This window comes from Agromyces laixinhei, assembly GCF_006337065.1.
Classification (GTDB): Bacteria; Actinomycetota; Actinomycetes; order Actinomycetales; family Microbacteriaceae; genus Agromyces; species Agromyces laixinhei.
The window spans coordinates 355,163-379,661 of record NZ_CP040872.1; the positions used below are offsets into that span (position 1 = coordinate 355,163).

The window sequence follows — 24,499 nt, forward strand, 5'->3', positions numbered from 1 at the left end:
GGCCTTCGAGACTACGAGGACTGCGTCGTTCGACGATAGCCCGCTTCTCGCACGGCTTGCATCGCTTCGCCGAGACCGGCCTGCTTGCGTTCTGCCTCCTGCAGGACATATGCCGCCACCAGTTCCTTCTGCGTCGGTTCGCGAACAACGTGGATGACCTCCGGCTCCGAGGCTGCTGAGAAGGTCGCGCCAGTAAGCTGCTCGGCCACGAGTCTTGCGATCTCGGGAAACTCGTTCGCCCACGAAACGAGATCTGTCAGCGTCATCATCGTCTCGCCCCTGAGGATTCGCTCGACACGATCTGCTCGCGCTGGCTGTCCGTCCGGCCGGCCCGGAGGAGCGAACTCTACGAGCGAACGGCCAGCCCGAAGGAGCTGTCCTCGGAACCGATTCGCCACCTGATGTTGCAGCTGCGCGGCGCGGAATCGTTCGTCGTCCACCGCGACACCAGGTGCAGGCTCGAGGTCGATTTCCGTCTGGCCGAACTGTTTCGGATTCGAGCAAAGTTGACGCGGAGAGAAGGTCCTCGCACCCGGTCTTGGTGACCTTGGCATCCCTCGAACCCCCTGTTGAATATGCACCGCGCTTGTAGGTTATGCGCGAGTTGTGCGGAACCTATCCGACCGTTGCGGTGTATCGCCGAATTCGTCGACAGCCGGTTTCGGACCCCCCGCATACAGACCCTATGCACATCTCAATTTGTCCCGACGCCAGCTCACTCAAACTGATCAGCTCGTGGCCACAGAACCCGACCCAGTCCCACTTCAAGGCGGGCCACCGACTCCATATCCGCCCAGGCGTCCCCGCGCAAGATCAACGACAGGGACGAGCGGCTGACACCTGTTATGTCGCTCACCTCCCGGAGCGACCGTTCACCCATGGCGTCTCGAAGGTTCACGGCGAATCGACGCGCGATCTCCCTCACGGGATCGTCGATCCGAAGGTCTGGCCATCCGACGGCATCGACCGCCGGGGCGCGTCGAGTATGGCGCGGACTCATGCCCAGACAGTAGCCGACCGCGCGGGCTCGGTCGATGCTCGCCACCTGTATGCCCACGTGCGCTCCCAGTTCCGCTTCGCCACGTCATCTGCGAACTTGGAGTTCCGGATCCGGTCAGTGCCCGATGGAATCTCGCGGGAGAGCCTTGGCCTGATCAACGCCCGAACACGACGCCGACGGCGATCTACCCGCGACCGAGAGCACATCGCAGCGATCTCAGCATCCATCGCGACAATTCTGAGCTCGCCGTCCGGAGGGTCGCGCACCTGCCAGGCGCTTTGCTTCGGAACTTCCCTCCTCGAAGATCGCGGCGACATCTGCCGCGCGATCGGGACTATGCACCGGCAACTCGAACACGGTACCTTCGACGCGTGCACTGTCCGTATTTACGGACAGATGCCATTCGAATGTGTAATCGCAATGGAGGCGTACCAGCCGGACCTACCGGCCGACCGTTGGGAGCGTATCCGGGACTTCGTCCTCGATGCCGCGGCCACCGCCGCGCCGCAGTGCGTCTACACGGAGCGTCGCCTCCTCTACGTACTGAGCGGATACATCGACTGGGCGCACAACCTGACAGGCCGCCCGCTTGCCGCCAGCCTCCTGTTCCGGCGGGAGATCATCGACCTCTACGTCGCAAACAACGGCAGCCACCTCGCCGAGGGCTCCCGCCGCAACTACCGTGCCGTTCTACTCCGCGCTGCCGAAGCCCTGCTGCCGGATGCCAACCCGGCACCAATGAAGGCGCTCAACGCGCGAGCAACCTATCCCCCGTACTATCCGCGCGAACTCGCGCTGTTGCGGGTGTGGGCAAGCGCTCAACCATCCGAGTACAGCGAACGTCAGGCCACTCTTCTCCTCTCCCTCGCCGCGGGCGCCGGTCTACGAGCACGGGAGATCGGAGGGCTCCGTCTTGAGGACATCGACGTCGACAGCAGCGGGGTGTTGATCACTGTTGCCGTCGCGGATCCCGTACGCCAGGTACCCATGCTCGCCGAGTGGGAGCGTCCGTTTCAGTGGGCGATCGAATCGGGTACTGCGACGGCCCCCGGCGACTATGTGTTCGGTCGCAAGAGCCGAACCAACTACCCGAACATCGTCAACGCGTTCGTCGCCGGCAGCCGCCGTGTCCCTGACGCCCCGCTTCCGCAGTCCAACCGGCTGAGGAACACCTGGCTCATCACGCACCTCGCTGCGAAGACTGACCTCCGCGCTCTCATGCGCGCTGCGGGAATCGCGAAGTTCGAGAACCTCGCCCGTCTTCTCGCACACATTCCGGAGCTCGACAGCGACGACTATCGTGCTGCCCTCCGACAGGAGGGCCGAGCATGATCGGCATCCCACGCGGGAAGCATCTGCCGGCCCTCGAAGCCGCTGATGCGTTCTTCCACTCCTTCGGCAAGCAATTTGACGTTTACCTGTCGATCGAACGGTCGCGCGCCCTCGATGTGCAGTTCGACGATGCTCACCGTCTCGTAATGTTCTCCCGCGTGCCAGACATGATCCGAGGATGGCGGGAGGAAACAGGCCTGAGCGGGGCTCGCGGACCGAAGCCCTCGATCGATGAAGTAGCACTGCTGATCCTGATGCTGATCCAGATCCGACGGAACGGTGATTTTGTGTGGTCAGAACTCGACAAGACTTTGATCGCGCTGAGCGATGAACAACGCTCTCGACTTGGAGTCAGGAACGATGTCGATGGCTGGTACCACCGAATTCGGAGGTGCTACCGCCGCTTGGAGACAATGATCGATGCGTTCCCGGGTCCGAGGCGTAAGGTCCCCACAGCGAAGCAGTACCGCCGGATCCTTAGGCAACGCGAGAACAACGCCGCGGAGCTGTCGATCCGTGCAGGTCGATTCCATCAACTCATCGAAGCCCTGCTCGAGGCATCCATCCAACTCGTTCCTCGTGAGATTCGCCGACGCTGGAAAGGCAACACCACCCAGGACGCAACAAAGGTGCTGATGCTCGGTGCACGCGGCAACCCCGTGGTCCACGATCTGGCCAGCGACCGGACCCCAATCAACTACGACGCCGGCGCCTACTCCAGGAAGGGCAAGCACAAGGGAGACAAAGACAAGGCCAAAGGCAAGAAGACTGACCACGCCATCGAAGCGGAGATCGCCGCGATGGTCAGGAACGCACCCGGCGAGAAGGCTGACTTCCCACGGTTGATCCTCGGTTATGACTTCCACCGACCGGGCGAGATCAAGGGCGCCGCGAAGAAGATGATCGAGAGCATCGTCGGCCGTGGGCACGCGAGCGGGCATTTCATCACAGACCGCGCATACATGCCGTACGGAGCCAAGGAACTCTTCCGAACCCTTTTCCAACACGGCTACGAACCGGTGTTCGATCTGAAGAAGAATGACCTCGGAAAGAAGGACGCCGTTCCCGCATCACGGAAGAGCTCCCTCCCCCACGAACAAATCGCGTCATTGAACGCCCACCTCATCGTCGTCGGCGGATCGCCCTACCTGAGCTTCATGCCCGAGGCGCTCGTCAACGCTCAACACACCTATGTGAAGACCTTGGAGGCGATTCGTGCAGACACCAAGCTGACTCCCGAGCAACGAGCGCACCTGCGAGCGGAAGCCAAGGCCCTGAGAGACGAGCGTTTCCTCGAACGCGAGGTCTACAGACTGACCCGACGTGGCAGCCGCCGGCCGGACGGGAGTCAGCAGTACAACTACCCCGACCCTGCCGGGTACGGGCTCGCCTACGACGAACGCACGGGTGAGATCATCGAGCCGCCGCGCCAGAAGACCATCGTGATCCCATTCGAGGTCGAGGCGAAGTGGATGCAGAAGTACCCGCACAAGAGTCCGCAGTGGAGAGAGATGTATGGACTGAGGAACGCCATCGAGAGCATCAACAAGATGATCAAGGGCGGCACATCAGAGGACACCCTCGTCGCAACGAAACGCGCACCTCGCGGAAACACTTTCTCGGCGCTCGTTGTCGGACTTGCGTGCGTGTCCGTCAACCTTAGGAAGATCCTGAGCTTCTACCGGAAGCGGTTAACCAAGAGGCTTCTGACCTCGCAAAATCGGCTTCACCGGAGCACGTACCTGACGATCGACCAGATCCGCCAACTTCGAGCCATGTACCCAAAGTGGTCTCCACTTACGCCTCCACCGCCGAAGGCTGAGTAGGCCGCCAGCCACCTTCTGACACCGTTCCCCAGCAGTACCCACGGCTTCGCCCTGCCCAAAAGCAGGGCGAAACGTCGTTAACGGCCCCGAACGGCATCGCCAAGTCGCAAAGACCTATCATCGAGCCGCCGTCGACGCAAAGGAGTCGCGGTGATCACGCTCCAACAACGGAAAACGGCCCTGATCCAGGATCAGGGCCGAAACTCGCCAACGTGAAAACCAATTCCCGCTAACTTGCCGTGGTGCGCGAGGGGGGACTTGAACCCCCACACCCTTGCGAGTACTGGCACCTGAAGCCAGCGCGTCTGCCAATTCCGCCACTCGCGCACGTGTGGTCGCACCGCAGTGCGTCCAACCACGAGAGACTAACATCTCGGGCCCGGCAAAGCCATTCGTGCCGGCGGATGCCGCGACGCACGCCGAGTCGCAGGACGGCCGCCGCGACACGCCGCCGCAGGCACGGCGTGTCGCGTGCTTGCTCCTTCATCTCGGCGCCCCGACCCCACGCGAGAGGGCACATCACGTGACGGCACGAGACGACACGACGGAATCCGAACCGCGCCTCCACGAATGCTTCGAGTCCGGCTCACACCTCGCGCTGCGCCGCCACCCGGAATACCATCGGTCTGCGGGTTCCCGTTGCCCCGACCGACGCGACGAAAGGACTCCCCTTGATCTCTGACCGCGAGTCCCCCCGAGCCGACACCGACATGCCCCTCTCCGATTCCTCCATGCCCTCCATCTCCATGCCCTCGCCCTCCACCTCCACGCCCCCGCCCGCCGACGACGGTCCACCCGCCGACCCCGCGGCACGACTGCGCGGCATCCGTGCCTATCTCTTCGACCTCGACGGCGTGCTGACGCCGACGGCGACGGTGCACATGCACGCGTGGGCGCGCCTCTTCACGCCGTACCTCGCACTGCACGGCGCCGCGCCGTACACCGAGGCCGACTACTTCTCGTTCATCGACGGCAAGCCCCGCTACGACGGGGTGCGGAGCCTCCTCGAGAGCCGGGGCATCCGCGTGCCCGAGGGCGCGGTGACCGATCCGCCCGAGGCCGACACCGTGCACGGGCTCGGCAACCGCAAGAACGCCGCCTTCAACGAGACCCTCGCCGAAGAGGGCGTCGAGGCGTATCCGGCGAGCGTCGCCTTCCTCGACGCCGTTCAGGCGAGCGGATGCCTCGTGGCCGTCGTCTCGAGCTCGAAGAACGCCCCATCGGTGCTGGCCGCCGCGGGGCTCGCCGATCGCTTCGAGGTCGTCGTCGACGGCGCGGTCGCTGCGCGCGACGGCATCGCGGGCAAGCCCGCCCCAGACACCTTCGAGCGCGCGGCCCACCTGCTCGGCCTGCCGACCGCGGTGTGCGCCGTGGTCGAAGACGCCGAGTCGGGCGTGACGGCCGGCGCGACGGGCGACTTCGGCGTCGTGATCGGCGTCGACCGCGGCGTCGGCCGCGACGTGCTCGCCCAGCTGGGCGCCGACCTCGTGGTCGACGAGCTCGACGAACTGATCCCCCTGCTCCCCAACCCCGATCCCAACCCCAACCCCAACCCCAGCCTTCACCCCCACCAGCTCCCCGAGCCCCTGACCACCCGAGAGGACCGCGAATGAGGTTCGCCGACCACGACCCGCTGAACCGCACGCGCTTCCCGATCGACGAGTGGGCGCTCGTCGAGACCGCGTTCGGCGACGCCGACATGGGTCGCACCGAGACGTTGTTCGCGGTCGGCAACGGTTACCTGGGCCTTCGCGGCAACGTCGAGGAGGGCCGCGACGGCCACATGCACGGCACCTTCGTGAACGGGTTCCACGAGACGTGGCCGATCCGCCACGCCGAGGAGGCGTTCGGGTTCGCCCGGGTCGGCCAGACGATCGTCAACGCGCCGGATGCGAAGGTCATCCGCCTCTACGTCGATGACGAGCCGCTCGTGCTCACGATCGCCGAGCTCCTCGCCTACGAGCGCCGGCTCGACTTCCGGCTCGGCGCCCTCAGCCGTTCGATCGTCTGGCGCACGCCGTCGGGCAAGCGCGTGCTCATCACGAGCCGCCGCATGGTCAGCTTCACCGACCGACACCTCGCGGTGCTCGACTACGAGGTCGAGATGCTCGACGCGGATGCCGCGGTGACGATCTCGAGCCAGATCCTGAACCGCCAGGACGGGCGCGACGAGTACCGTTCGGGCGTGCCCGAGGTTCCCAGCGGCTTCGACCCGCGCAAGGCCGAGATGTTCAACGAGCGCGTACTGCAGCCGCGAGTCAAGCGCAATGAGGGCGGGCGCCACGTGCTCGCCTACCAGACGACGAACTCGGGCATGACGATCGCCGTCGGCGCCGAGCACGAGATCGCGACCGAGAACCGGTTCACCGAGTCGAGCACGATCGGCGACGACCTCGCCAAGCACATCTACCGGGTGCAGGCCAAGCAGGGAACGCCGATCCGGGTGACGAAGATCATCAGCTATCACACGGCCCGTTCCGTGCCCGCGCGGGAGCTCGTCGATCGCTGCGACCGCACGCTCGACCGCGCCGCCGAGTCCGGCGTCGCGGCGCTCTTCGCGCAGCAGCGCTCGTGGCTCGACGACTTCTGGGCGCGCTCCGACGTCGAGATCGAGGGCCAGGCCGCGATCCAGCAGGCGACCCGGTGGAACCTCTTCCAGCTCGCCGAGGCGACGGCCCGCACCGACGGCGACGGCGTCGCCGCCAAGGGGGTGTCGGGTTCCGGTTACGGCGGCCACTACTTCTGGGACACCGAGGTCTACGTGATGCCGTTCCTCACGTACACGGCTCCCGTCGTGGCACGCAACGTGCTGCGATTCAGACAACGGATGCTTCCTGCCGCCCGCGCCCGGGCGGTGGACCTGAACCAGCGCGGAGCCCTCTTCCCGTGGCGCACGATCAACGGCCAGGAGTCGAGCGCGTACTATGCGGCCGGCACCGCGCAGTACCACATCGACGCCGACATCTCCTACGCGCTCACGCAGTACGTCGCGGCGACCGGCGACGACGACTTCCTCGCCCGCGGCGCCATCGACATCCTCGTCGAGACCGCCCGCATGTGGGAAGATCTGGGATTCTGGCGGTCGAACAACACCGACGACGTCTTCCACATCCACGGGGTCACGGGGCCCGACGAGTACACGACCGTCGTCAACGACAACCTCTTCACCAACGTGATGGCGCGAACGAACCTCGCGTCCGCGGCATCCGCCGTCGACAATCTGCAGGTGCTCGACCCCGTGGCCTACGAACGTCTCGTCGATCGGCTCATGGTGACCCCGGCCGAGGTCGCGAGTTGGCGGCGAGCGGCCGCGCACATGCACATCCCGTTCGACGAGCAACTCGGCATCCACCCGCAGGACAGCGCGTTCCTGCAGAAGGAGCTGTGGGATCTCGAGCAGACTCCCGAAGACCGCCGGCCGCTCCTGCTGCACTACCATCCGCTCGTCATCTACCGCTTCCAGGTGCTGAAGCAGGCCGACGTCGTGCTCGCGCTCTACCTGCAGGGCGACCGCTTCTCCACCGAGGCGAAGCGTGCGAACTTCGAGTACTACGACCCGCTGACGACGGGCGACTCGACGCTCTCGGCCGTCATGCAGTCGATCATCGCGTCGGAGGTCGGCTATCACGAGCTCGCGATCCGGTACTTCCGCTCCGCACTCTTCGTCGACCTCGCCGACCTGCACAACAACACGGCCGACGGCGTGCACGTCGCCTCGACCGGCGGGGTGTGGGCCGCGCTCGTCTCCGGATTCGGCGGGTTCCGCGACCACAACGGCGTCTTCACCTTCGACCCGCGACTGCCCGACGGCTGGGCGAGCCTGACGTTCCGCATCACGCTGCGCGGCACGAGGCTCCGCGTCACCCTCGACCCCGACGCCATCTCCTTCGCGGTCGAGCTCGGCACCGAGGCACGGGTCAGGGTTCGCGGCGCCGAGGTGTTCGTCAGTGCAGGCACGGATGTCTCGGTGCCGCTCGACGGCCAGGGTCCGCGTCTCTTCGGAGCGCCGACGATGCGCGACGTCACGAGCACGCGCCGCGCCGACGGAACCCTGCTCACCGCGTCGATTCCGACCTTCTCGGTCGACGTCGACGAAGCCGATGCGGGGATGCAATTGGACTGATCACGAGTGTTCACAGCCCTTCGGGCTACCATGTCACAGTCACGACAGCGTCGGTGCGAATCTGGAGCGGGAGACCCGTGGGCCTACTGGACAACTTCGAGAAAAGTCTCGAGCGAGCCGTCAACGGCGCCTTCGCGAAGACATTTCGTTCGGGGCTGCAGCCCGTCGAGATCACCTCGGCCCTGAAGCGGGAGATCGACACGAAGGCCGCAGTCGTCTCGCGCGACCGCGTGCTCGTGCCCAACAGCTTCGTCGTGCGCATGGCGCCCGAAGACCACACTCGCATGACGAGCCTCGGCCCCGCGCTCATCGACGAGCTCGTCGATCTCGTGCAGAAGCACGCCGCGAGCCAGCGCTTCCAGTTCGCGGGCGGCATCACGCTCGAGCTGGCGGCCGACCAGGGCCTCAGCGTCGGCATGGTGCAGGTCGACTCGCAGAACGTGAAGGGCCAGGTCGCCTGGACCCCGGTGCTCGACGTCAACGGCAAGCGCTACCCGATCATGAAGGGCCGCACGGTGATCGGTCGCGGCAGCGAGGCCGACGTGACGCTCGACGACTCCGGCGCCTCACGACGACACGCCGAGGTGCAGTGGGACGGCAGTCGTGCCCGCGTGCGCGACCTCGGCTCCACGAACGGCACCCAGCTCAACGGCTCTCCGGTCAAAGACGCCATCCTCGAACCCGACTCCGTCATCGGCATCGGCCGCTCGCGCATCACCTTCAGGGTGCTCGCACAGGCCTCGAACGCGGGCGGAGCCGCTCGCGGCCGCACCGACCCCGCCACCGAACGTCACGACATGGGCGGGTTCTGGGGGCCCGGCGAATGAGCGAACTGACCCTCCTCGTCCTCCAGCTCGGCTTCCTCGTGCTGCTCTGGGTGTTCATCTTCGCGATCGTCTACGCCCTGCGCAGCGATCTGTTCGGCCAGCGCGTGCGCAAGCTGCAGCCCGAGACCGCCGCGCCGGCGGCGGCATCCACGTTCCCGGCTGCGGCGCCCGTGGCCGCGGCGCCGACCTCGCCGGTCACGTCCCGCGCAGCACCCGACGGCTCGAGCGAACTCGCGTCGAGCGACAATGCGACCAGGCTCATCATCACGAGCGGCACGAAGAACGGCACCGAGTTCCCGCTCGGCAACGACGAGATCACGATCGGCCGGTCGAGCGACTCGGCGATCATCATCCGCGATGACTACACCTCGACCCACCACGCGCGGCTCATGCAGTGGAACGGCCGGTGGATGCTGCAGGACCTCGACTCCACGAACGGCACCTTCCTCAACGGCTCCCGAGTGACCGTGCCGACCCCCATCCCGCTCGGAGCCACCGTCAAGGTCGGAGCGACGACGTTCGAGCTGCGACGGTAGCCCGTGGCGACCATCAAGGCGAGCGCCGCGGTCTCGCACGTCGGCCGGATCCGCTCGAACAACCAGGACTCCGGGTACGCCGGACGCCGTCTGTTCATGGTGGCCGACGGCATGGGCGGGCACGCCGGCGGCGATGTCGCGAGTGCGATCGCCACGCGCCGCATCGCCGAGGCCGACGCCGACTACGAGCACACGACCGAGGCCGCGGCCTCCCTCGAAGGCGCCCTGATCGCCGCCAACCGCATGATCGCCGCCACCGTCGCCGAGCATTCGGAACTCACCGGCATGGGCACGACGGTGAGCGGCATTCTGCTCGTCGACGATCACGTCGTCATCTCCCACATCGGCGACTCCCGCATCTACCTGCTGCGCTCGGGCGAGCTCAGCCAGGTCTCCACCGACCACACGTTCGTGCAACGGCTCGTCGACGCCGGTCGCATCACCGCCGAAGAGGCCATGGTGCACCCGCGGCGCTCGGTGCTCATGCGGGTGCTCGGCGACGTCGAAGCCTCGCCCGAGATCGACTCGATGGTGCTCGACACCCGCGAAGGCGACCGGTGGATGCTCTGCTCCGACGGCCTGTCGGGCGTCGTCTCATTCGACGAGATCCACGGGTTCATGTCGGCCGAGGCCGGTGCCAAGCAGGTCGCCGATCGGCTCGTGAAGGCGTCCCTCGACGGCGGCGCCCCCGACAACGTCACCGTGGTCCTCCTCGACATCGGCGAACCGCCCGCGCCGGCGACCCCGCCGCTCGTCGTCGGGTCTGCGGCGGCCCCGCCGGCGTTCGGCCAGGCCGCCGAGCCGGCGCGGCCCCGCGGCATCCGTCTCGCGCCGTTCCGTCCGCACCCGGTGCAGGAGACGCACTTCGAACCCGACTCCGAAGACTTCTTCGACGAGATCATCGAGGAGGACGCCCGGCGCCGGCGCCGGCGCCGCTGGATGTGGAGCTTCTGGATCGTGCTGCTGATCGTCGCGATCGTCGCGACCTTCGCGCTCGGCTACCAGTGGACGCAGACCCGCTTCTACGTGGGCGAATCGAACGGCAGGGTTGCGATCTACCAGGGCATCCAGCAGAACCTCGGGCCGCTGTCGCTGCACGAACTGCACACCGAGACGAAGGTCGACGTCGCAGAACTCCGCACCTACGACCAGCAGCGGGTCGAGCAGACGATCAGCGCCGGTTCGTTCTCCGAGGCGTATCGCATCGTGCAGCGGCTGGAGGAATCCCTTGAGTGACGCACAGACGCCGGCGCGCACCGCCACGCCGCCAGAGGGCATCCGGCGCATCCGGATGCCGCAGAAGCTGCGCCACCTCGAGTTCTGGCTGCTGCTCGCGGCGTGCTTCATCAACGCCGTGGCGATCGTGCTCGTGCAGTTCGGGGCGCTCGGCCGCGTCGACACGCAGCTCGTGCTGCTCGGCGCCGGCCTCTCACTGCTCGTGTTCGGGCTGCACGTCGCGATGCGGTTCGTGGCCCGCGACGCCGACCCGTTCCTGCTGCCGATCGCGACGCTGCTGAACGGGCTGGGCATCGCGATGATCTACCGCATCGACATCGCCGAGGGTGATTCGGGCTGGGAGAGCGCGGCGGTGCGTCAGATCGCCTGGAGCGCGATCGCGATCGTGTGCGCGATCGCGACGATCCTCGTGATCCGAAACCACCGGGTCCTCTTCCGCTACACCTACCTCGCCGGACTCGCGGCGATCGTGCTGCTGCTGCTGCCGCTCGTTCCGGGCCTCGGGCGCGAGGTGTCGGGGGCCCGCGTCTGGATCGGCTTCGGCGACGTCGCGACCTTCCAGCCGGGCGAGATCGCGAAGATCGCGCTGGCCGTCTTCTTCGCCGGCTATCTCGTGCGCAATCGCGACTCGCTGTCGATGGTCGGCACGAAGTTCCTCGGCATGAAGTTCCCCCGCGCGCGCGATCTCGGGCCGCTCCTCATCGTGTGGGCGCTGTCGATGGCCGTCATCGTCTTCCAGCGCGACCTCGGCACCGCCCTGCTCTACTTCGGGCTCTTCCTCGTGATGCTCTACGTCGCGACGAGTCGCATCTCGTGGGTCGTGCTCGGCATGAGCCTCTTCATCGGCGGCGCGATCATCGCGAGCCAGACACTCGACTACGTCGGCAACCGCTTCGCGAACTGGCTCGACCCGTTCGCCCCCGAGCGGTTCGACCAGGAGTTCGGCGGCAGTTACCAACTCGTGCAAGGGCTGTTCGGACTCGCGAACGGCGGCCTCGTCGGCACGGGCTGGGGCCAGGGCCGCCCCGACCTCACCCCGGTGCCGCAGAGCGACTACATCATCGCGAGCCTCGGCGAAGAACTCGGCCTCGCCGGCGTCTTCGCGATCCTCGCCCTCTACCTGCTCTTCGTGGCCCGCGGGTTCCGCATCGGCTTCGCCGGCCAGGACGACTTCGGCAAGCTGCTCGGCGTCGGGCTCGCGTTCGTCGTCGCCCTCCAGGTCTTCATCGTCGTCGGCGGCGTCACGCGGGTCATCCCGCTGACGGGGCTCACGACCCCGTTCCTCGCCGCCGGCGGTTCGTCGCTCGTGGCCAACTGGATCATCGTGGCCCTCCTCCTCCGACTGTCCGATACGGTTCGCAACCATCCGAGGCTGGTGATCGACGGATGAATCGAGAACTCAAGCGCGTCTCCATCGTCGCCTTCCTCATGTTCCTCACCCTGCTCGTCTCGTCGACGATCATCCAGTACGTGCAGGCCGAGGCCCTCTCCGCCGATCCTCGCAACTCGCGCACGCTGTACGAGAGCTATTCGGTCGAGCGCGGCCCGATCCTCGTCGGCGGCGAACCGATCGCCTTCTCGCAGCCCTCAGACGACGACTACCGGTTCCAGCGCATCTACGCCAACGGTCCGCTGTACGCGCCGATCACCGGCTACATCCCCGTCAACGGCGAGGCGACGGGCCTCGAGCGCTCGCTCAACGACGAGCTCAGCGGCCAGTCGTCGAGTCAGTTCTTCGACTCCCTGAACCGACTCATCTCCGGGCAGGACCCGATGGGGGCATCCGTCGAGGTCGCGATCGACCCGGTCGCACAGCAGGCCGCATGGGACGCCCTCGGCGACTACTCCGGCGCGGTCTACGTCTCGGAGCCGTCGACCGGCCGGATCATCGCGATGGTCACCAAGCCGACCTTCGACCCGAACACCCTCGCGGTGCACGACAGCGCACAGGTGACCGCGACCTACGAGGGCCTCCTCGCCGATCCGGGTGATCCGCTCTTCAACCGCGCGACCGGCGGCGACATGAACCCGCCCGGCTCCGTGTTCAAGCTCGTCACCACGGCGGCGGCGCTCGAATCGGGCCGGTACACGCCGGAGAGCCAGTTGCCGAACCCCGGCACGTTCACGCTGCCGGGCACGAATTCCGTCGTGCGCAACACCGAGGGCGGCAACTGCGGCGGCGGCGCGACCGTCAGCCTCGCGACGGCCCTCCGACTCTCCTGCAACATCCCGTTCGCCGAACTCGGCATCGAACTCGGCGACGCCGCCATTCGCGAGCAGGCCGAGAAGTTCGGATTCAACAGCGAGTTCCTGATCCCGACGACCACCGAGCCGAGCGTGTACCCGCGGGTGCTCGACGACGCGCAGACGGCACTGTCGGCCTTCGGCCAGTACGAGGTGCGCACCACCCCCATGCAGATGGCGATGGTGTCGGCGGCGATCGCGAACGGCGGCATCGTGATGAACCCGAACCTCGTCGATCAGGTCACCGCCCCCGACTTCACACCGTTGCAGGAATTCGCGCCCGACGAGTTCGGGCGGGCGATCAGCGAGGAGACGGCGAGCACGATGGTGGAGATGATGGTCAACGGCGTCGAGAACGGGGCCGCGAGTAATGCAAGAATAGACGGCGTCAGCGTGGCCGGTAAAACGGGTACGGCGGAGAACGGCGAGAGTGACCCCTACACTCTCTGGTTCACCGGGTTTGCTCCCGCCGACAATCCTCAGTATGCAATCACGGTACTCATCGAGGATGGCGGGGGATTGGGTCAGGAGGGGTACGGCAATCTCATCGCCGCACCCGTCGCAAAGCAGGTACTAGAGGCGGTGCTGAACAAATGAGACCGAGCGCAGGGCTCACCTTCGGAGGGCGCTACGAACTGCAATCCCGCATCGCGATCGGCGGGATGGGCGAGGTGTGGCAGGCCACAGACCTCGTCATCGGCCGTCAAGTCGCGATCAAGATCCTCAAAGACGAGTATCTCGGCGATCCGGGCTTCCTCGAGCGCTTCCGCGCCGAGGCCCGTCATGCCGCGCTGGTCAACCACGAGGGCATCGCCAACGTCTTCGACTACGGCGAGGAGGACGGCAGCGCCTACCTCGTCATGGAACTCGTGCCCGGCGAGGCGCTGTCGACGATCCTCGAGCGAGAGCACGTGCTCTCGACCGACAAGGTGCTCGACATCGTCGCGCAGACCGCAGCGGCCCTGCAGGCCGCGCACGCGGCCGGCCTGGTGCACCGCGACATCAAGCCCGGCAACCTGCTCATCACACCCGACGGCCGGGTCAAGATCACCGACTTCGGCATCGCGCGCATCGCCGACCAGGTGCCGCTGACGGCCACCGGCCAGGTCATGGGCACCGTGCAGTACCTCTCGCCCGAACAGGCGTCAGGTCACCCCGCGTCGCCGACGACCGACATCTACTCGCTCGGCATCGTCGCGTACGAGTCGCTCGCCGGCCGCCGCCCGTTCACGGGTGAGTCGCAGGTCGCGATCGCGATGGCGCAGATCAACGAGACCCCTCCCGATCTGCCGGTCACGGTCTCCGAGCCCGTGCGCAACCTCGTCTACGCCTGCATCGCGAAGAACCCCGCCGACCGCCCGCAGTCGGCCGCGCATCTGGCCCGCGCCGCCACGGCGCTGCGTCGGGGCGACGTGCAGGCGGCGGCCGCGGCGGTGCCGGCGGTGCTCGGCGCTGCCGGTCTCACCGCTGCGACGATGCTCATGCCGCAGTCCGGCGCCACCGCCGCGACCACGGTGATGCCGTCGGCCGCCGGAGTGCCGGCCGACGATGAAGAGCCGGTCGAAGAGAAGAAGAAGCGCAGCCGCTGGACGTGGCCGCTCATCGTACTCATCGCGCTGCTCGCGATCGTGCTCATCGGCACGATCATCGCCCTTGCACTGAACGGCGGGGCGAAGGAAGCGCCGTCCACAACTCCCACGACGCCGCCTTCGACCTCGAGCACGCCGCCGCCGTCGAGCGCCCCGCCCACCAGCGCGGCCCCGACGACCGCCCAGGTCAACCGTGAGAACTACCTCGGTCTCTCGGTCGATGAGGCGCGGGCGCAGCTCGAGGCGCTCGGCATGGTCGTCAATGCGGTGGAAGGCAACCCCGCTGCGACGCCAGACGAGGCAGGCCTCGTCTACGACGTCAACCCGACGGGCAACATGGATCTCGGCTCCGAGGTGACGATCACGTACTACGCGAGCCCGGTGCCGCCGAGCGCACCGAGCGCACCGCCCACGGTCGACCCGGCCGAGGTCGACGCCGGCGCTCTCGTGAAGGTCACGTGGCCTGCGCAGTCGTGCCCGAGCGGGCAGACGCTGAGCGGCTACGAGGTCGCCGTCACGGGCGACGCGACCCCGCCGAGCCCGGTCGGCGCGAACACGACGACGGTCAACGTGCAGGCAGGCACGCAGCCGTTCGATGTCACCTTCCGGTACTTCTGCGGCCAGATCGATTCGCCGTACTCACCGGCCGCTGCTGTGACGATCGCGCCGTAGCGCGGCAGCCCGGCAGAGCAGGCCGACTGGAGATGAGAGGGAAGAGGATCGCACGGTGAACGATGAAGGACGGGTGCTCGCGGGTCGATACCGCGTCGGCGCCCTCATCGGGCGCGGTGGAATGTCCGATGTGCACGTCGGCACCGATACGCGGCTCGGGCGTCAGGTCGCGATCAAGCTGCTGAAGCCGCAACTCGCGACCGACCCGGCCTTCCGCATGCGGTTCCGTCAGGAGGCACAGTCGGCGGCGCGCATGGCGCACCCGACCATCGTGCGCGTCTTCGACGCCGGTGAGGAGACCGTCGTCGATGGGGCCGGGCAAGAGGTGCAGCTTCCCTTCATCGTCATGGAGTTCGTCGAGGGGCGCCTGCTGAAGGACATCATCCACGACGGACCGCTCGAGCCTTCCGCTGCGGTGCGCGTCATCGACGGCGTGCTCACAGCGCTCGAGTACTCGCACCGGGCCGGCGTCGTGCACCGCGACATCAAGCCCGGCAACATCATGATCACCACCACCGGTCAGGTGAAGGTCATGGACTTCGGCATCGCGCGGGCCGTCTCCGACTCGTCCACGACGGTCGCGCAGACCACCGCGATCCTCGGAACCGCTTCCTACTTCTCACCCGAGCAGGCCAAGGGCGAGACCGTCGACGCGCGAACCGACCTCTACTCCGCCGGCGTGGTGCTCTTCGAGATGCTCACGGGTCGCCCGCCGTTCCGCGGCGACACGCCGGTTGCCGTCGCATATCAGCACGTGAGCGAGCGGCCGGTCAAGCCGAGCGTCATCAACCCGAAGGTCTCGCCGGCACTCGACACCGTCGTGCTGCACGCCCTCGCGAAGGATCGCGACCAGCGCTACCAGACTGCGGCGGAGTTCCGGAACGACGTCGACACCGCGGCATCCGGGCGGGTACCGGTGCATCGCGAGCCCGACCAGGCGACCCTGCTCTTCGGCGCGCCCACCTCCTCGCTCTCGAGCTCCGAGCTGGCGCTGCGCCAGCTCGCCGAAGACGAGACCATGACGAGAACCCAGCGCCGTCCTCCGGCGATCTGGATCTGGTCGGGCATCGTCGGCGTCATCGTGATCGTCATCGCCGTCATGTACTGGGCATTCAATCTTCAGCCGACGACCGAGATCCCGCCGAATGTGCGCGAGATCCCGGTGATGACCGGCTTCACCTACGAAGAGGCGGTCGAAGCACTCCAAGAACTCGGGCTGCCCGCCACCGCCATCGAGACGACCGACGACGCCGTTCCGGCCGACCAGGTGATCCGCACCGATCCTGCTGCGGGCGAGATCGTCGACGCCGGCACCGCGGTGACGGTGTACGTCTCCACCGGCAAGCAGGCCGTCACCGTACCCGACGTACAGAACAAGACGCTCGAGCAGGCGAAGGCCGATCTGACCGCCCTCGGACTGGTGCCGGGGGTCGAGAACCGCGAGTCGTCGCCGACCGTGGCGGGCGACACCGTGCTCGGCACGAGTCCCGAGGCCGGCGCGTCGGTCGAGGCCGGGTCGACGGTCGATTTCCGCATCTCGAGCGGCATGGTCACCCTCACGGATGTCACGGGCCAGACGCTCGCCGCCGCAACCTCCTACCTCGCCGCAGAGAACCTGCAGCTCACGGCCGTTCCGAAGCCCGACGGCTCGTGCGCCTCCGAACCCGGTTCTCCCGTGACCCAGCAATCGATGCCGCCCGGAGACGTGCCACAGCACTCCACGGTCGAACTCACCTACTGCGCCGGGTAGCACCTCGGGTCGTCACCCCGCCGGTCAGCGCTGCACCGATCAGCGCTGCACCGATCAGCGCTGCGCCGGTCAGCGCTGCACCGGCTCGTCGAATCGGGGACCGGCGCGCGTAGCCCGTCAGGCGATCGCGGTCGCCCGCACGAGCGGGCTCAGGCCGACGGCGCGTTCGCGTGCTTCGGGCAGCCCCGCGACCGCGAGCCAGTTGCCGAGCATGCGGTAGCCGCCCTCGGTGAGCACCGATTCCGGGTGGAACTGCACCCCGAGGATCGGAAGGCTCTCGTGCCGCAGGCCCATGATCACGCCGCCCTGGGTGCGGCTCGTCACGACGAGGTCGTCGGGCACGGTGCCGTCGACGACAGCGAGCGAGTGATAGCGCGTTGCAGTGAACGGCTGCGGAACCCCGTCGTAGAAGTCGCTGCCGTCGTGGGTGATGACGGAGGTCTTGCCGTGCATGAGTTCTTCGGCGTTCGTCACGACCCCGCCGAACGCCTCGGCGATCGCCTGGTGGCCGAGGCAGACTCCGAGGATCGGCTGCCCCGATACGAGGGCCGCCTCGACGACCGGGATCGACACACCGGCATCCGCCGGCTTGCCGGGCCCGGGCGAGATGAGCACCGCGTCGTACTCGGCGATGCGCGAGGCCACCTCGTCGATCCCGAACGAGTCGTTGCGCACGACCTCGGTCTCGGCACCGAGCTCCTGCAGGTACCCGTTCAGGGTGTAGACGAAGCTGTCGTAGTTGTCGATGACGAGAACGCGGATCGTCGTGTGTTCCATGTCAGTTCACTCCACCGTGACGTTGATCGGATTCAGAATGCCATCGACCCACGGGAAGACCCAGGTGAACAGCGCGAACACGGCCGCCGCGACGAGCAGCAGCATCAGGATGATCCGCAGCCACACGGGTCCGGGCAGGACCCTCCAGAGTGCACCGTACATGTCTCAGCTCCCCCAGGTCGCCACGATCGGCGCGATCTCGGCCGGCGCGCCGGCCGCACTCGGTTGCCATGACTCGAGCACGCCGTACGCGATGATGCGCTCGGCGGTCGAGTACAGCGGGTTGCAGCTCGTGAGCGTGACGATGCGGTCGGTCGGCGCCAGGTCGGGGTGATGCGGCACTGGGGCCAGCACATCGACGGTCTCGGGCGTCACGTACTCGAAATCGCGGAACCGGTAGGTGTACCAGCCGTCTTTGGTCTGGATGTAGATCGCGTCACCGAGCTGCAGTTGCTCGATCTCGTGCATGCCGCCCCCGTAGGCGCTGCGGTGCGCGGCGATCGCGAAGTTGCCGACCTCGCCGGGCATCTGCGTCTGCGGGTAGTGCCCGACGCCCAGGTCGAAACTGTTGAGCACGTCGAGCCCGTAGCCCTCGGCGATGTTGCGCTGCGAATCCTCGCCGAATCGCGGCACGTACATGACCGCGAAGGCCTCGCTGTCGTCGTACTCGGTCGCGTCGACGACGGGATCGCCGTAGTCGGCCGGCACCGGAGGGGGCGTCTCCCCCTGGCTCGCGCGCGCCTCCTCCTGCCATCGACTGCTGAGTTCGGATGCGGCGGACGACTGCTGTCCGGCCATGATCGCGTCGTTCCACCACAGCTGCCAGCCGAGGAACAGCAGGATCACCGCACCCGCGGTGAGGAGCAGTTCACCGAGCACGCCGACGACGCTCACGCGTGGGCGCCGAGCAACCGAGTCTCGCCGCGCACGCCGCGATTCGGGTTGGGACTCGGGCATGAGGGTGATTCTAGCCCGCGCAACAGTGAACCGAATGTGTCGGCAAGCCCATCCTCGACTAGAATCACCCGCATGGCACGTACGAAATCATCGAAGCCCGCGACCGCAGAGTCGACGAGCCGCGAAGACGCTCCGAATCCGGTCTGGTTCAAGCCCGTCATGTTCGGCTTCATGCTCATCGGACTCGCCTGGATCATCGTGTTCTACGTGAGCCAGGGTGCCTTCCCGATCGCCGAACTCGGATCGTGGAACATCCTCATCGGCTTCGGCATCGCCTTCATCGGCTTCCTCATGACCACACGCTGGCGATAACAGCGCTCAGCGAACGAGAGAGGGCGGATGCTGCAGCATCCGCCCTCTCTCGTTTCGCGTTTCCGCTGCAACAGCCTCGGGGTTATCCACAGGTTGTGGAAAACCTCGGGTCCTCGTGTCCCCTGAAATGGCGACAACTACACCGGTGTAACTCTCCCCAGTTGTGGAGAATCCTGTGGATAACTTCGGGTGCCGGTATCAGGCGATCGGGAAGAAGACGTAGCGAAGGCTCAGCAGCACCAGCACCACGCCCACGGCGACCAGCAGCCAGGTCTGCAGCGACTGCTGCGATCGCTTGCGCGTCTCGACCATGATGAGGCCGATGAGCGCACCGGCGACGAGACCCCCGAGGTGCGCCTGCCAGGCCACGTTCATGCCCGGGATGAAGCCGATGACGAGGTTGATGCCGAGCAGCACGAACAACTGGGTCGCCTGTCCGCCGAGCCGGCGCTGAATGACGAGGAAGGCACCCATGAGACCGAAGATGGCACCGGATGCACCGACGACCGGCACATTCGGCGGGGCGAGCCAGAGCACGCCCACCGAGCCGGCGAACCCGGCGAGGAGGTAGAGCGAGAGATAGCGCCACCGACCGAGCAGGCCTTCGAGCAGCTGTCCGAAGATCCACAGGGTGTACATGTTGAGCAACAGGTGCAGGATGCTTCCGTGTGCGAACACCGAGGTCATCATGCGCCAGGGCTCGAGCGCTCCCGGATGCGAGAAGACGCCCGCGTACCGGATGGAATCAGTGACGCCGAGGCCCGGAATCATCTGCAGAAGGTAGACCGCGACGGATATTCCGATGAGGGCATAGGTGACGACGGGGGCTCCGCGGCCCGCTGCCGATCGCGCGCGCGTCAAGACGGCGGGCTTGGTACGCGGGGCGTTGGCGCGCTGCTCCCGCATGCACTCGGGGCAGATCACCCCGACCGGCGCCTGCGTCTGGCATTCGGGGCAGATCGTGCGCCCGCACCGCTGGCAGAGGATGTAGCTCTGCCGGTCAGGGTGTCGATAGCAGTAGTTCGCCCGCTCAGGCCCCGCGTCGCTCACCTCTCGGTCAGCGCTGCTCGACGGTGATGCTCTCGATGACGATGTCTTCGAGAGGCTTGTCACGACCGTCGGTCGCCACAGCGGCGAGCTTGTCGACGACGGCCTGGCTCGCGGCATCCGTGACCTTGCCGAAGATCGAGTGCTTGCCCTGCAGCCACGTGGTCGGGCCGACGGTGATGAAGAACTGCGAGCCGTTGGTGCCGCGGCCCATCTGGATGCCGGCGTTCGCCATGGCGAGCACGTAGGGCTCGGTGAAGTCGAGTTCCGAGGTGATCTCGTCGTCGAACTGGTAACCCGGGCCGCCGACACCCTGGCCGAGCGGGTCGCCGCCCTGGATCATGAAGCCGGGGATGATGCGGTGGAAGATGACGCCGTTGTAGAGGGGCGCGGTGGACTTCTCGCCGGTGGCCGGGTGGGTCCACTCGATCTCGCCGGTGGCGAGCCCGACGAAGTTCCCGACCGTCTTCGGGGCGTGGTCGCCGTAGAGGTCGACCTTGATCGGTCCGTGGTTGGTGTTGAGCGTCGCGACAGCGGTAGGAATCGGCATCCTCATATTCTGTCATGGGTGGATTCGTCAAGCGGCATGCCGTATTCGGACTCTCACCTCGCTTCCAGCCGCATCAATGGCAAGATGGAGTGGTTCGCTGCATACAGATGGAGGTCGAGATGAGCCTGTCACGCAAGCGCCGGAAGGAACTCAAGCGACTGCAGAGCAACGCTGGAGAACTCTGGGAGAACCAGCAGCACGTGCTCGAGCACGCCAACGCCGTCGCACGTGAGGCCAGCCGTCAACTCGGTCACCTCACGCGCGAAGAGGTCGTACCACGGGTTCGCACCGGCTACGAGAGCTACGTCCAGCCCAACGTCAAGCGGGCCGGCAAGGTCGCCCGTGCGGCCGGCGACACGGTGGAGCGCACCATGGGCAACGCTCTCGGATCGGTGCTCTCGATCGGTGACATCGCCAATGACACCCGGGTGCGCCGTGCCATCGAGCGCGTCTCGCCTCGCGCGGCCGTCGTCGTCAAGGAGAAGAAGGGCCCGGGTGTGGGCACCTATCTCGCGATCGGCGCCGGCATCATCGCTGCGGCCGGCGTCGCGTATGCCGTCTGGCAGACGTTCCGAGCCGACGACGAGCTCTGGGTCGCCGATGACGAGACGGTAGGCGAGGCCTCCCCCACCGTCTGATTCGTGCTGTTTCCCGATGGCCCTGCCTGATCCAGGCGGGGCCATCGGTGTCGATACCGGCGCTGGCGAAGGTTCGAAATCTCAGTGCGGGCACTGATTCTCGGTCAATCTGAGAAAACGCCTTGCGGTCGACATGAAGATCCCGCTAGTGTCGTCAATCGGTGTTCGATACACCGCGACAGAGAGAGGAGTTGATACCCATGATGAAGCACATCTTCACGCCAGCATTCACCGCGGCCCACACGGGAGTCCTCCTCTCCCCTCGGGCCTGCTAGCAATTCGCCCCGACGTCACGCGCAGTAGCGCCTGACTGTCCACTCCGCCCCTCGGGTGTGAGCCTGCGGCCATCGGCCGCACATCCGATCGACGATTCCTCGTCGGCGCCTCAGGCGATCGGATGCACCGGGCTCACCCCGTGCGCGGTCGGTCGAGCGGCACCCATCGGGTGCTCCAGCGCGCCCTCGGGCGCTCCGGCGCCCTTCGTGCCGTTCGCGACCCGCGACCCGCGACGCTGCATGTCGCACATCGCACTGCATCTTCAACCGCAGAATCCTCACCACCACATCCAGAAGGAAACACCGTGAACACGAGTACGCTCACCGTCGGCCGAACCTCACAGGGTCAGGCCTCCACCCTTCGTGCAGACGCACGACAGTTGCATGAACGCCTGGCGCGACGCGCCGGTCTCGGGCTCCTCGCCTGGGGTCGTCGCCGAGACGCCCAGCGCACGCACACCGCGCATGCCGAGCGCCGTCGGAACGAACTGGCAGCAGCACACCTGCAGGCCGCGGACTTCCAGCGGATCGCCCTGCTCGCGCAGCCGTTGATCTGAGCGCGTCATGCCGAAGATCGACACCACACACCGCCGGCCCCCGCTCGGTCTCTCCGTCGCACACGCGATGGCAAGACCGGCGGGGAGCCCGGCAGCCCGCGGCCGTGTCGCGAGCGGTTCGGCCATGACGGCCGGAACGCCGGCGACACGGCCGCGGGTGCGTCCGGCACCCGGAACCAACCTCACGCGGTCGGCGGTACTCCGTCGGCCGGCTCAGCCGCGTTCAGCCGCAGCGCGACGTCGAGCAGGCTCACGCGCTTGAGGCGCGGCACCTCGCCGAGGGCGAACCAGCGAGCCTCGTCGCTCGATCCGCCGATCTCGTTGCGGAGTTCTCCCCCGACCACGTTCGCCCGGTAGACGACGCGCATCGCATAGAGCGGCACCGCGCCGGTGTGACGCTTCGACGCCGGTACGACCATCGTGTCGATGCCGAGCAGCCGATCGACGGATGCCTCGTACCCCGTCTCCTCGAAGATCTCGCGCCGTGCCGCGGCGACGGGGTGCTCGGCCCCTTCGATGCCCCCGCCCGGCAGGGTCCAACCCGAGCGCCCGTGCTCGTTCCAGTGCGAGAGCAGAATCTGGTCGTCGCGGATGATGACCCCGTACGCAGCGATGCGGATGTCCATTCGGACACTGTAGCGGCGGCGAGCCCGGCTAAACTGTGGAGCTTGGGAGAATCGAACTCCCGACATCCTGCTTGCAAGGAACCCATTCTAAAGACAAAAGACCAGCTCAGAAGCGGTTTGCAAATAGCCAAGACGCAATTCCGGCACAAAAATCACCCCTATCCGCGGGTGCTCAAGCCATCTCCTGCTGCCGAGTTTCAGTGTCGCGGTGACGACGAGCGATGACATCGGCGAGGACGGCAACCAGCGCGCGAGCTTCAGGCGGATCGATGATCTCGATGCGGTCCGAGAACTGGAGAAGTTGACGCACGGCATCGAGTTGGTCATAGCCCAGGGTGATGCGCACTGAATCAGCGGTCTCCGTCGGCTCGACGGAGAGCAGCCGGTTGCCCAGGATACGGCGAGCCATGTCCTCGCTCGCGGCCGCCAGCACAGCCGTGACGCGGATGCTGTGTCTGGCCTCCAGTCCCGTGACGAGGGTCGCGGCCAGTTCACGCAGTTCAAGCCCGGGCCGCGTCTGCCGATCTTCGTCGAGGAGCGCCCAGGACCGGAGCCTGCTGAGCGCGAACATACGAGGCTTTCTGCCGACGTCGGCGATGAGGTACCAGCGACCGCCGCGCGAGAACAAGCCGTACGGGTCGATGTCGCGCTCGCTCCAGCCGCCTCTCCCACTGGAGCGGTAGTCGATTCGCAACCGCTTGCCGCGCCGGACGTCGCGTATCAGTGCCGCCACATTCACGGTTTCTTCCGGAGTGAACCACCCGTTGTTGTCGATGCTCACGACCTCGTTCAGCGGAAGGAGGCCGGCGGCAGTGTCATGTGGCCAGGGCCTCCGCGAGGCGAGCTTCTGTGCCGCGGTACGGGCTGCCGCTTCAATCCCGAGCTGCCTCGCTCGAGCGATATCGACACCGATCATTTCCAACACCTCCGCCTCACTCCCCGTGAGGCGATTCACGTCCACTTCTGCGCCGGGCAGCAAGATGATGCCGCCGTAACGCCCACGTTCGGCGATCACTGGAACATCGGCGTCGGCCAGCGCCTGGATGTCGCGGAGGATGGTGCGTCTGGTTACGCCGAACTGAGACGCAAGCTCGGCAGCCGTCATCTGCCGGTTTGCCTGCAGCGCGACGAGCACGGCGAGAAGTCGCTGAGGGCGCTCCATTTCTGAATTTCCTCCCAATAGGTGACATGGGTTGTCTCCTATTGAGGTCAGTGTAGGTCTCGAACCCTTACCAACCAAACATGGAGGCGACTCTTGAGTGCACCCAACCTATTCCTGTTCTACGTCACCGACATCGAGCGTTCCACACGCTTCTACTGCGACCTCTTCGAAATCGAACCTGTCTTCCGCCACCCCTCTTACATCGCATTCGAGACCGGAACGGGAACGCTGTTCTCCCTCTGGAACAGTCGTGGCGAAGCCGTCGCTCGTGAGACACCGCGGTCCTCTGAACTCGGGTTGATGGTGACTGGTGGCGACGAAGCCGTCGATGAGCTGTACGCAAAGTGGAGCGCCAAAGACCTCCTTGTCGTCGAGGAGATCCACGACGAGATTTTCGGACGAACGTTCGTCATCGCCGACCCCGACGGCAACCTCATCCGAGTCTGCCTCGCCGACTAGGGGA

24 protein-coding genes and 1 tRNA gene are annotated in these 24,499 nt (G+C 66.6%); 14 read left to right on the forward strand and 11 right to left on the reverse strand.

Annotation, left to right across the window (positions count from 1 at the left end):
• Nucleotides 1-11: 11 nt before the first annotated feature.
• Complete coding sequence (locus FHG54_RS01685) at nucleotides 12-440, reverse strand: hypothetical protein (RefSeq protein ID WP_139415615.1); 429 nt, start codon at nucleotides 438-440, stop codon at nucleotides 12-14.
• A gap of 245 nt (nucleotides 441-685) precedes the next feature.
• Between FHG54_RS01685 and FHG54_RS01690 the strand changes: the two genes are divergently transcribed.
• Entirely contained in the window at nucleotides 686-2,332 is a 1,647-nt protein-coding gene (locus FHG54_RS01690) for a site-specific integrase (RefSeq protein ID WP_168197067.1), read from the forward strand.
• Nucleotides 2,329-4,158, forward strand: coding sequence for a hypothetical protein (locus tag FHG54_RS01695; protein ID WP_139415617.1), 1,830 nt, complete (start codon nucleotides 2,329-2,331; stop codon nucleotides 4,156-4,158). Before FHG54_RS01690 ends, FHG54_RS01695 begins: the two co-directional genes overlap by 4 nt.
• A 240-nt stretch (nucleotides 4,159-4,398) precedes the next feature.
• Here the strand turns inward: FHG54_RS01695 and FHG54_RS01700 are convergent.
• A tRNA-Leu gene (locus FHG54_RS01700) sits at nucleotides 4,399-4,485 on the reverse strand.
• Nucleotides 4,486-4,889: 404 nt separating this feature from the next.
• On the opposite strand from FHG54_RS01700, the gene FHG54_RS01705 reads away from it, so the two are divergent.
• From FHG54_RS01705 to pknB, 9 genes are all read left to right on the forward strand, one after another.
• Nucleotides 4,890-5,771 (forward strand): HAD family hydrolase, encoded by an 882-nt coding sequence (locus FHG54_RS01705; protein WP_233437831.1) that lies wholly within the window; start codon nucleotides 4,890-4,892, stop codon nucleotides 5,769-5,771.
• The gene (locus tag FHG54_RS01710) at nucleotides 5,768-8,281 is read left to right on the forward strand and encodes a glycoside hydrolase family 65 protein (RefSeq protein ID WP_139415618.1); all 2,514 of its coding nucleotides are present in this window, start codon (nucleotides 5,768-5,770) and stop codon (nucleotides 8,279-8,281) included. Before FHG54_RS01705 ends, FHG54_RS01710 begins: the two co-directional genes overlap by 4 nt.
• Nucleotides 8,282-8,358: 77 nt before the next feature.
• Entirely contained in the window at nucleotides 8,359-9,108 is a 750-nt protein-coding gene (locus FHG54_RS01715; protein ID WP_139415619.1) for an FhaA domain-containing protein, read from the forward strand.
• The gene (locus FHG54_RS01720) at nucleotides 9,105-9,644 is read left to right on the forward strand and encodes an FHA domain-containing protein FhaB/FipA (RefSeq protein ID WP_139415620.1); all 540 of its coding nucleotides are present in this window, start codon (nucleotides 9,105-9,107) and stop codon (nucleotides 9,642-9,644) included. Before FHG54_RS01715 ends, FHG54_RS01720 begins: the two co-directional genes overlap by 4 nt.
• A 3-nt stretch (nucleotides 9,645-9,647) precedes the next feature.
• Nucleotides 9,648-10,880 carry a PP2C family protein-serine/threonine phosphatase gene (locus tag FHG54_RS01725; RefSeq protein ID WP_139415621.1) on the forward strand — a complete coding sequence of 411 codons (1,233 nt, stop codon included), beginning with the start codon at nucleotides 9,648-9,650 and terminating at the stop codon, nucleotides 10,878-10,880.
• Between the two features lie 55 nt (nucleotides 10,881-10,935).
• Nucleotides 10,936-12,270 (forward strand): FtsW/RodA/SpoVE family cell cycle protein, encoded by a 1,335-nt coding sequence (locus tag FHG54_RS01730; RefSeq protein ID WP_139418239.1) that lies wholly within the window; start codon nucleotides 10,936-10,938, stop codon nucleotides 12,268-12,270.
• Nucleotides 12,267-13,721, forward strand: a complete 1,455-nt coding sequence (locus FHG54_RS01735) for a peptidoglycan D,D-transpeptidase FtsI family protein (protein WP_139415622.1) — start codon at nucleotides 12,267-12,269, stop codon at nucleotides 13,719-13,721. The genes FHG54_RS01730 and FHG54_RS01735 overlap by 4 nt, the downstream gene beginning before the upstream one ends.
• Nucleotides 13,718-15,385, forward strand: coding sequence for a protein kinase domain-containing protein (locus tag FHG54_RS01740; RefSeq protein WP_139415623.1), 1,668 nt, complete (start codon nucleotides 13,718-13,720; stop codon nucleotides 15,383-15,385). Before FHG54_RS01735 ends, FHG54_RS01740 begins: the two co-directional genes overlap by 4 nt.
• A gap of 121 nt (nucleotides 15,386-15,506) precedes the next feature.
• Entirely contained in the window at nucleotides 15,507-17,135 is a 1,629-nt protein-coding gene (pknB, locus tag FHG54_RS01745; RefSeq protein ID WP_420837431.1) for a Stk1 family PASTA domain-containing Ser/Thr kinase, read from the forward strand.
• Nucleotides 17,136-17,252: 117 nt separating this feature from the next.
• Here pknB and FHG54_RS01750 read toward each other — a convergent pair whose 3' ends face one another.
• From FHG54_RS01750 to FHG54_RS01760, 3 genes are read right to left on the reverse strand one after another with little or no spacing between them, the layout of a single operon-like run.
• A complete protein-coding gene (locus FHG54_RS01750; protein ID WP_139415625.1) occupies nucleotides 17,253-17,912 on the reverse strand; it encodes an anthranilate synthase component II in 660 nt (219 codons plus the stop codon).
• 6 nt (nucleotides 17,913-17,918) lie between these two features.
• Nucleotides 17,919-18,074, reverse strand: coding sequence for a DUF4175 domain-containing protein (locus FHG54_RS01755; RefSeq protein WP_139415626.1), 156 nt, complete (start codon nucleotides 18,072-18,074; stop codon nucleotides 17,919-17,921).
• Between the two features lie 3 nt (nucleotides 18,075-18,077).
• Nucleotides 18,078-18,869 carry a class E sortase gene (locus tag FHG54_RS01760; RefSeq protein ID WP_139415627.1) on the reverse strand — a complete coding sequence of 264 codons (792 nt, stop codon included), beginning with the start codon at nucleotides 18,867-18,869 and terminating at the stop codon, nucleotides 18,078-18,080.
• A 72-nt stretch (nucleotides 18,870-18,941) separates the two neighbouring features.
• Between FHG54_RS01760 and FHG54_RS01765 the strand changes: the two genes are divergently transcribed.
• Nucleotides 18,942-19,181 carry a cell division protein CrgA gene (locus tag FHG54_RS01765; protein WP_139415628.1) on the forward strand — a complete coding sequence of 80 codons (240 nt, stop codon included), beginning with the start codon at nucleotides 18,942-18,944 and terminating at the stop codon, nucleotides 19,179-19,181.
• Nucleotides 19,182-19,379: 198 nt separating this feature from the next.
• On the opposite strand, the gene FHG54_RS01770 is transcribed toward FHG54_RS01765, so the two are convergent.
• Both FHG54_RS01770 and FHG54_RS01775 read right to left on the reverse strand, forming a co-directional pair.
• Complete coding sequence (locus FHG54_RS01770; RefSeq protein ID WP_332310003.1) at nucleotides 19,380-20,042, reverse strand: rhomboid family intramembrane serine protease; 663 nt, start codon at nucleotides 20,040-20,042, stop codon at nucleotides 19,380-19,382.
• Nucleotides 20,043-20,238: 196 nt separating this feature from the next.
• The gene (locus FHG54_RS01775; protein ID WP_139415630.1) at nucleotides 20,239-20,778 is read right to left on the reverse strand and encodes a peptidylprolyl isomerase; all 540 of its coding nucleotides are present in this window, start codon (nucleotides 20,776-20,778) and stop codon (nucleotides 20,239-20,241) included.
• 119 nt (nucleotides 20,779-20,897) lie between these two features.
• Here FHG54_RS01775 and FHG54_RS01780 point away from each other — a divergent pair, with 119 nt between their 5' ends.
• On the forward strand, nucleotides 20,898-21,416 hold the full coding sequence (locus tag FHG54_RS01780; protein WP_139415631.1) for a DNA helicase: 519 nt from the start codon (nucleotides 20,898-20,900) through the stop codon (nucleotides 21,414-21,416).
• Between the two features lie 385 nt (nucleotides 21,417-21,801).
• Here FHG54_RS01780 and FHG54_RS16230 read toward each other — a convergent pair whose 3' ends face one another.
• From FHG54_RS16230 to FHG54_RS01795, 4 genes are all read right to left on the reverse strand, one after another.
• Nucleotides 21,802-21,942 (reverse strand): hypothetical protein, encoded by a 141-nt coding sequence (locus tag FHG54_RS16230; RefSeq protein WP_157006414.1) that lies wholly within the window; start codon nucleotides 21,940-21,942, stop codon nucleotides 21,802-21,804.
• An 87-nt stretch (nucleotides 21,943-22,029) separates the two neighbouring features.
• Nucleotides 22,030-22,272, reverse strand: coding sequence for a hypothetical protein (locus FHG54_RS01785; RefSeq protein WP_139415632.1), 243 nt, complete (start codon nucleotides 22,270-22,272; stop codon nucleotides 22,030-22,032).
• A gap of 158 nt (nucleotides 22,273-22,430) precedes the next feature.
• Nucleotides 22,431-22,874: an NUDIX hydrolase gene (locus tag FHG54_RS01790; RefSeq protein ID WP_168197068.1), complete on the reverse strand. Its 444-nt coding sequence runs from the start codon at nucleotides 22,872-22,874 to the stop codon at nucleotides 22,431-22,433.
• Nucleotides 22,875-23,046: 172 nt separating this feature from the next.
• Nucleotides 23,047-24,036, reverse strand: a complete 990-nt coding sequence (locus FHG54_RS01795; protein ID WP_139415633.1) for a helix-turn-helix transcriptional regulator — start codon at nucleotides 24,034-24,036, stop codon at nucleotides 23,047-23,049.
• A 93-nt stretch (nucleotides 24,037-24,129) separates the two neighbouring features.
• Between FHG54_RS01795 and FHG54_RS01800 the strand changes: the two genes are divergently transcribed.
• A complete protein-coding gene (locus tag FHG54_RS01800; RefSeq protein WP_139415634.1) occupies nucleotides 24,130-24,495 on the forward strand; it encodes a VOC family protein in 366 nt (121 codons plus the stop codon).
• Nucleotides 24,496-24,499 lie beyond the last annotated feature (4 nt).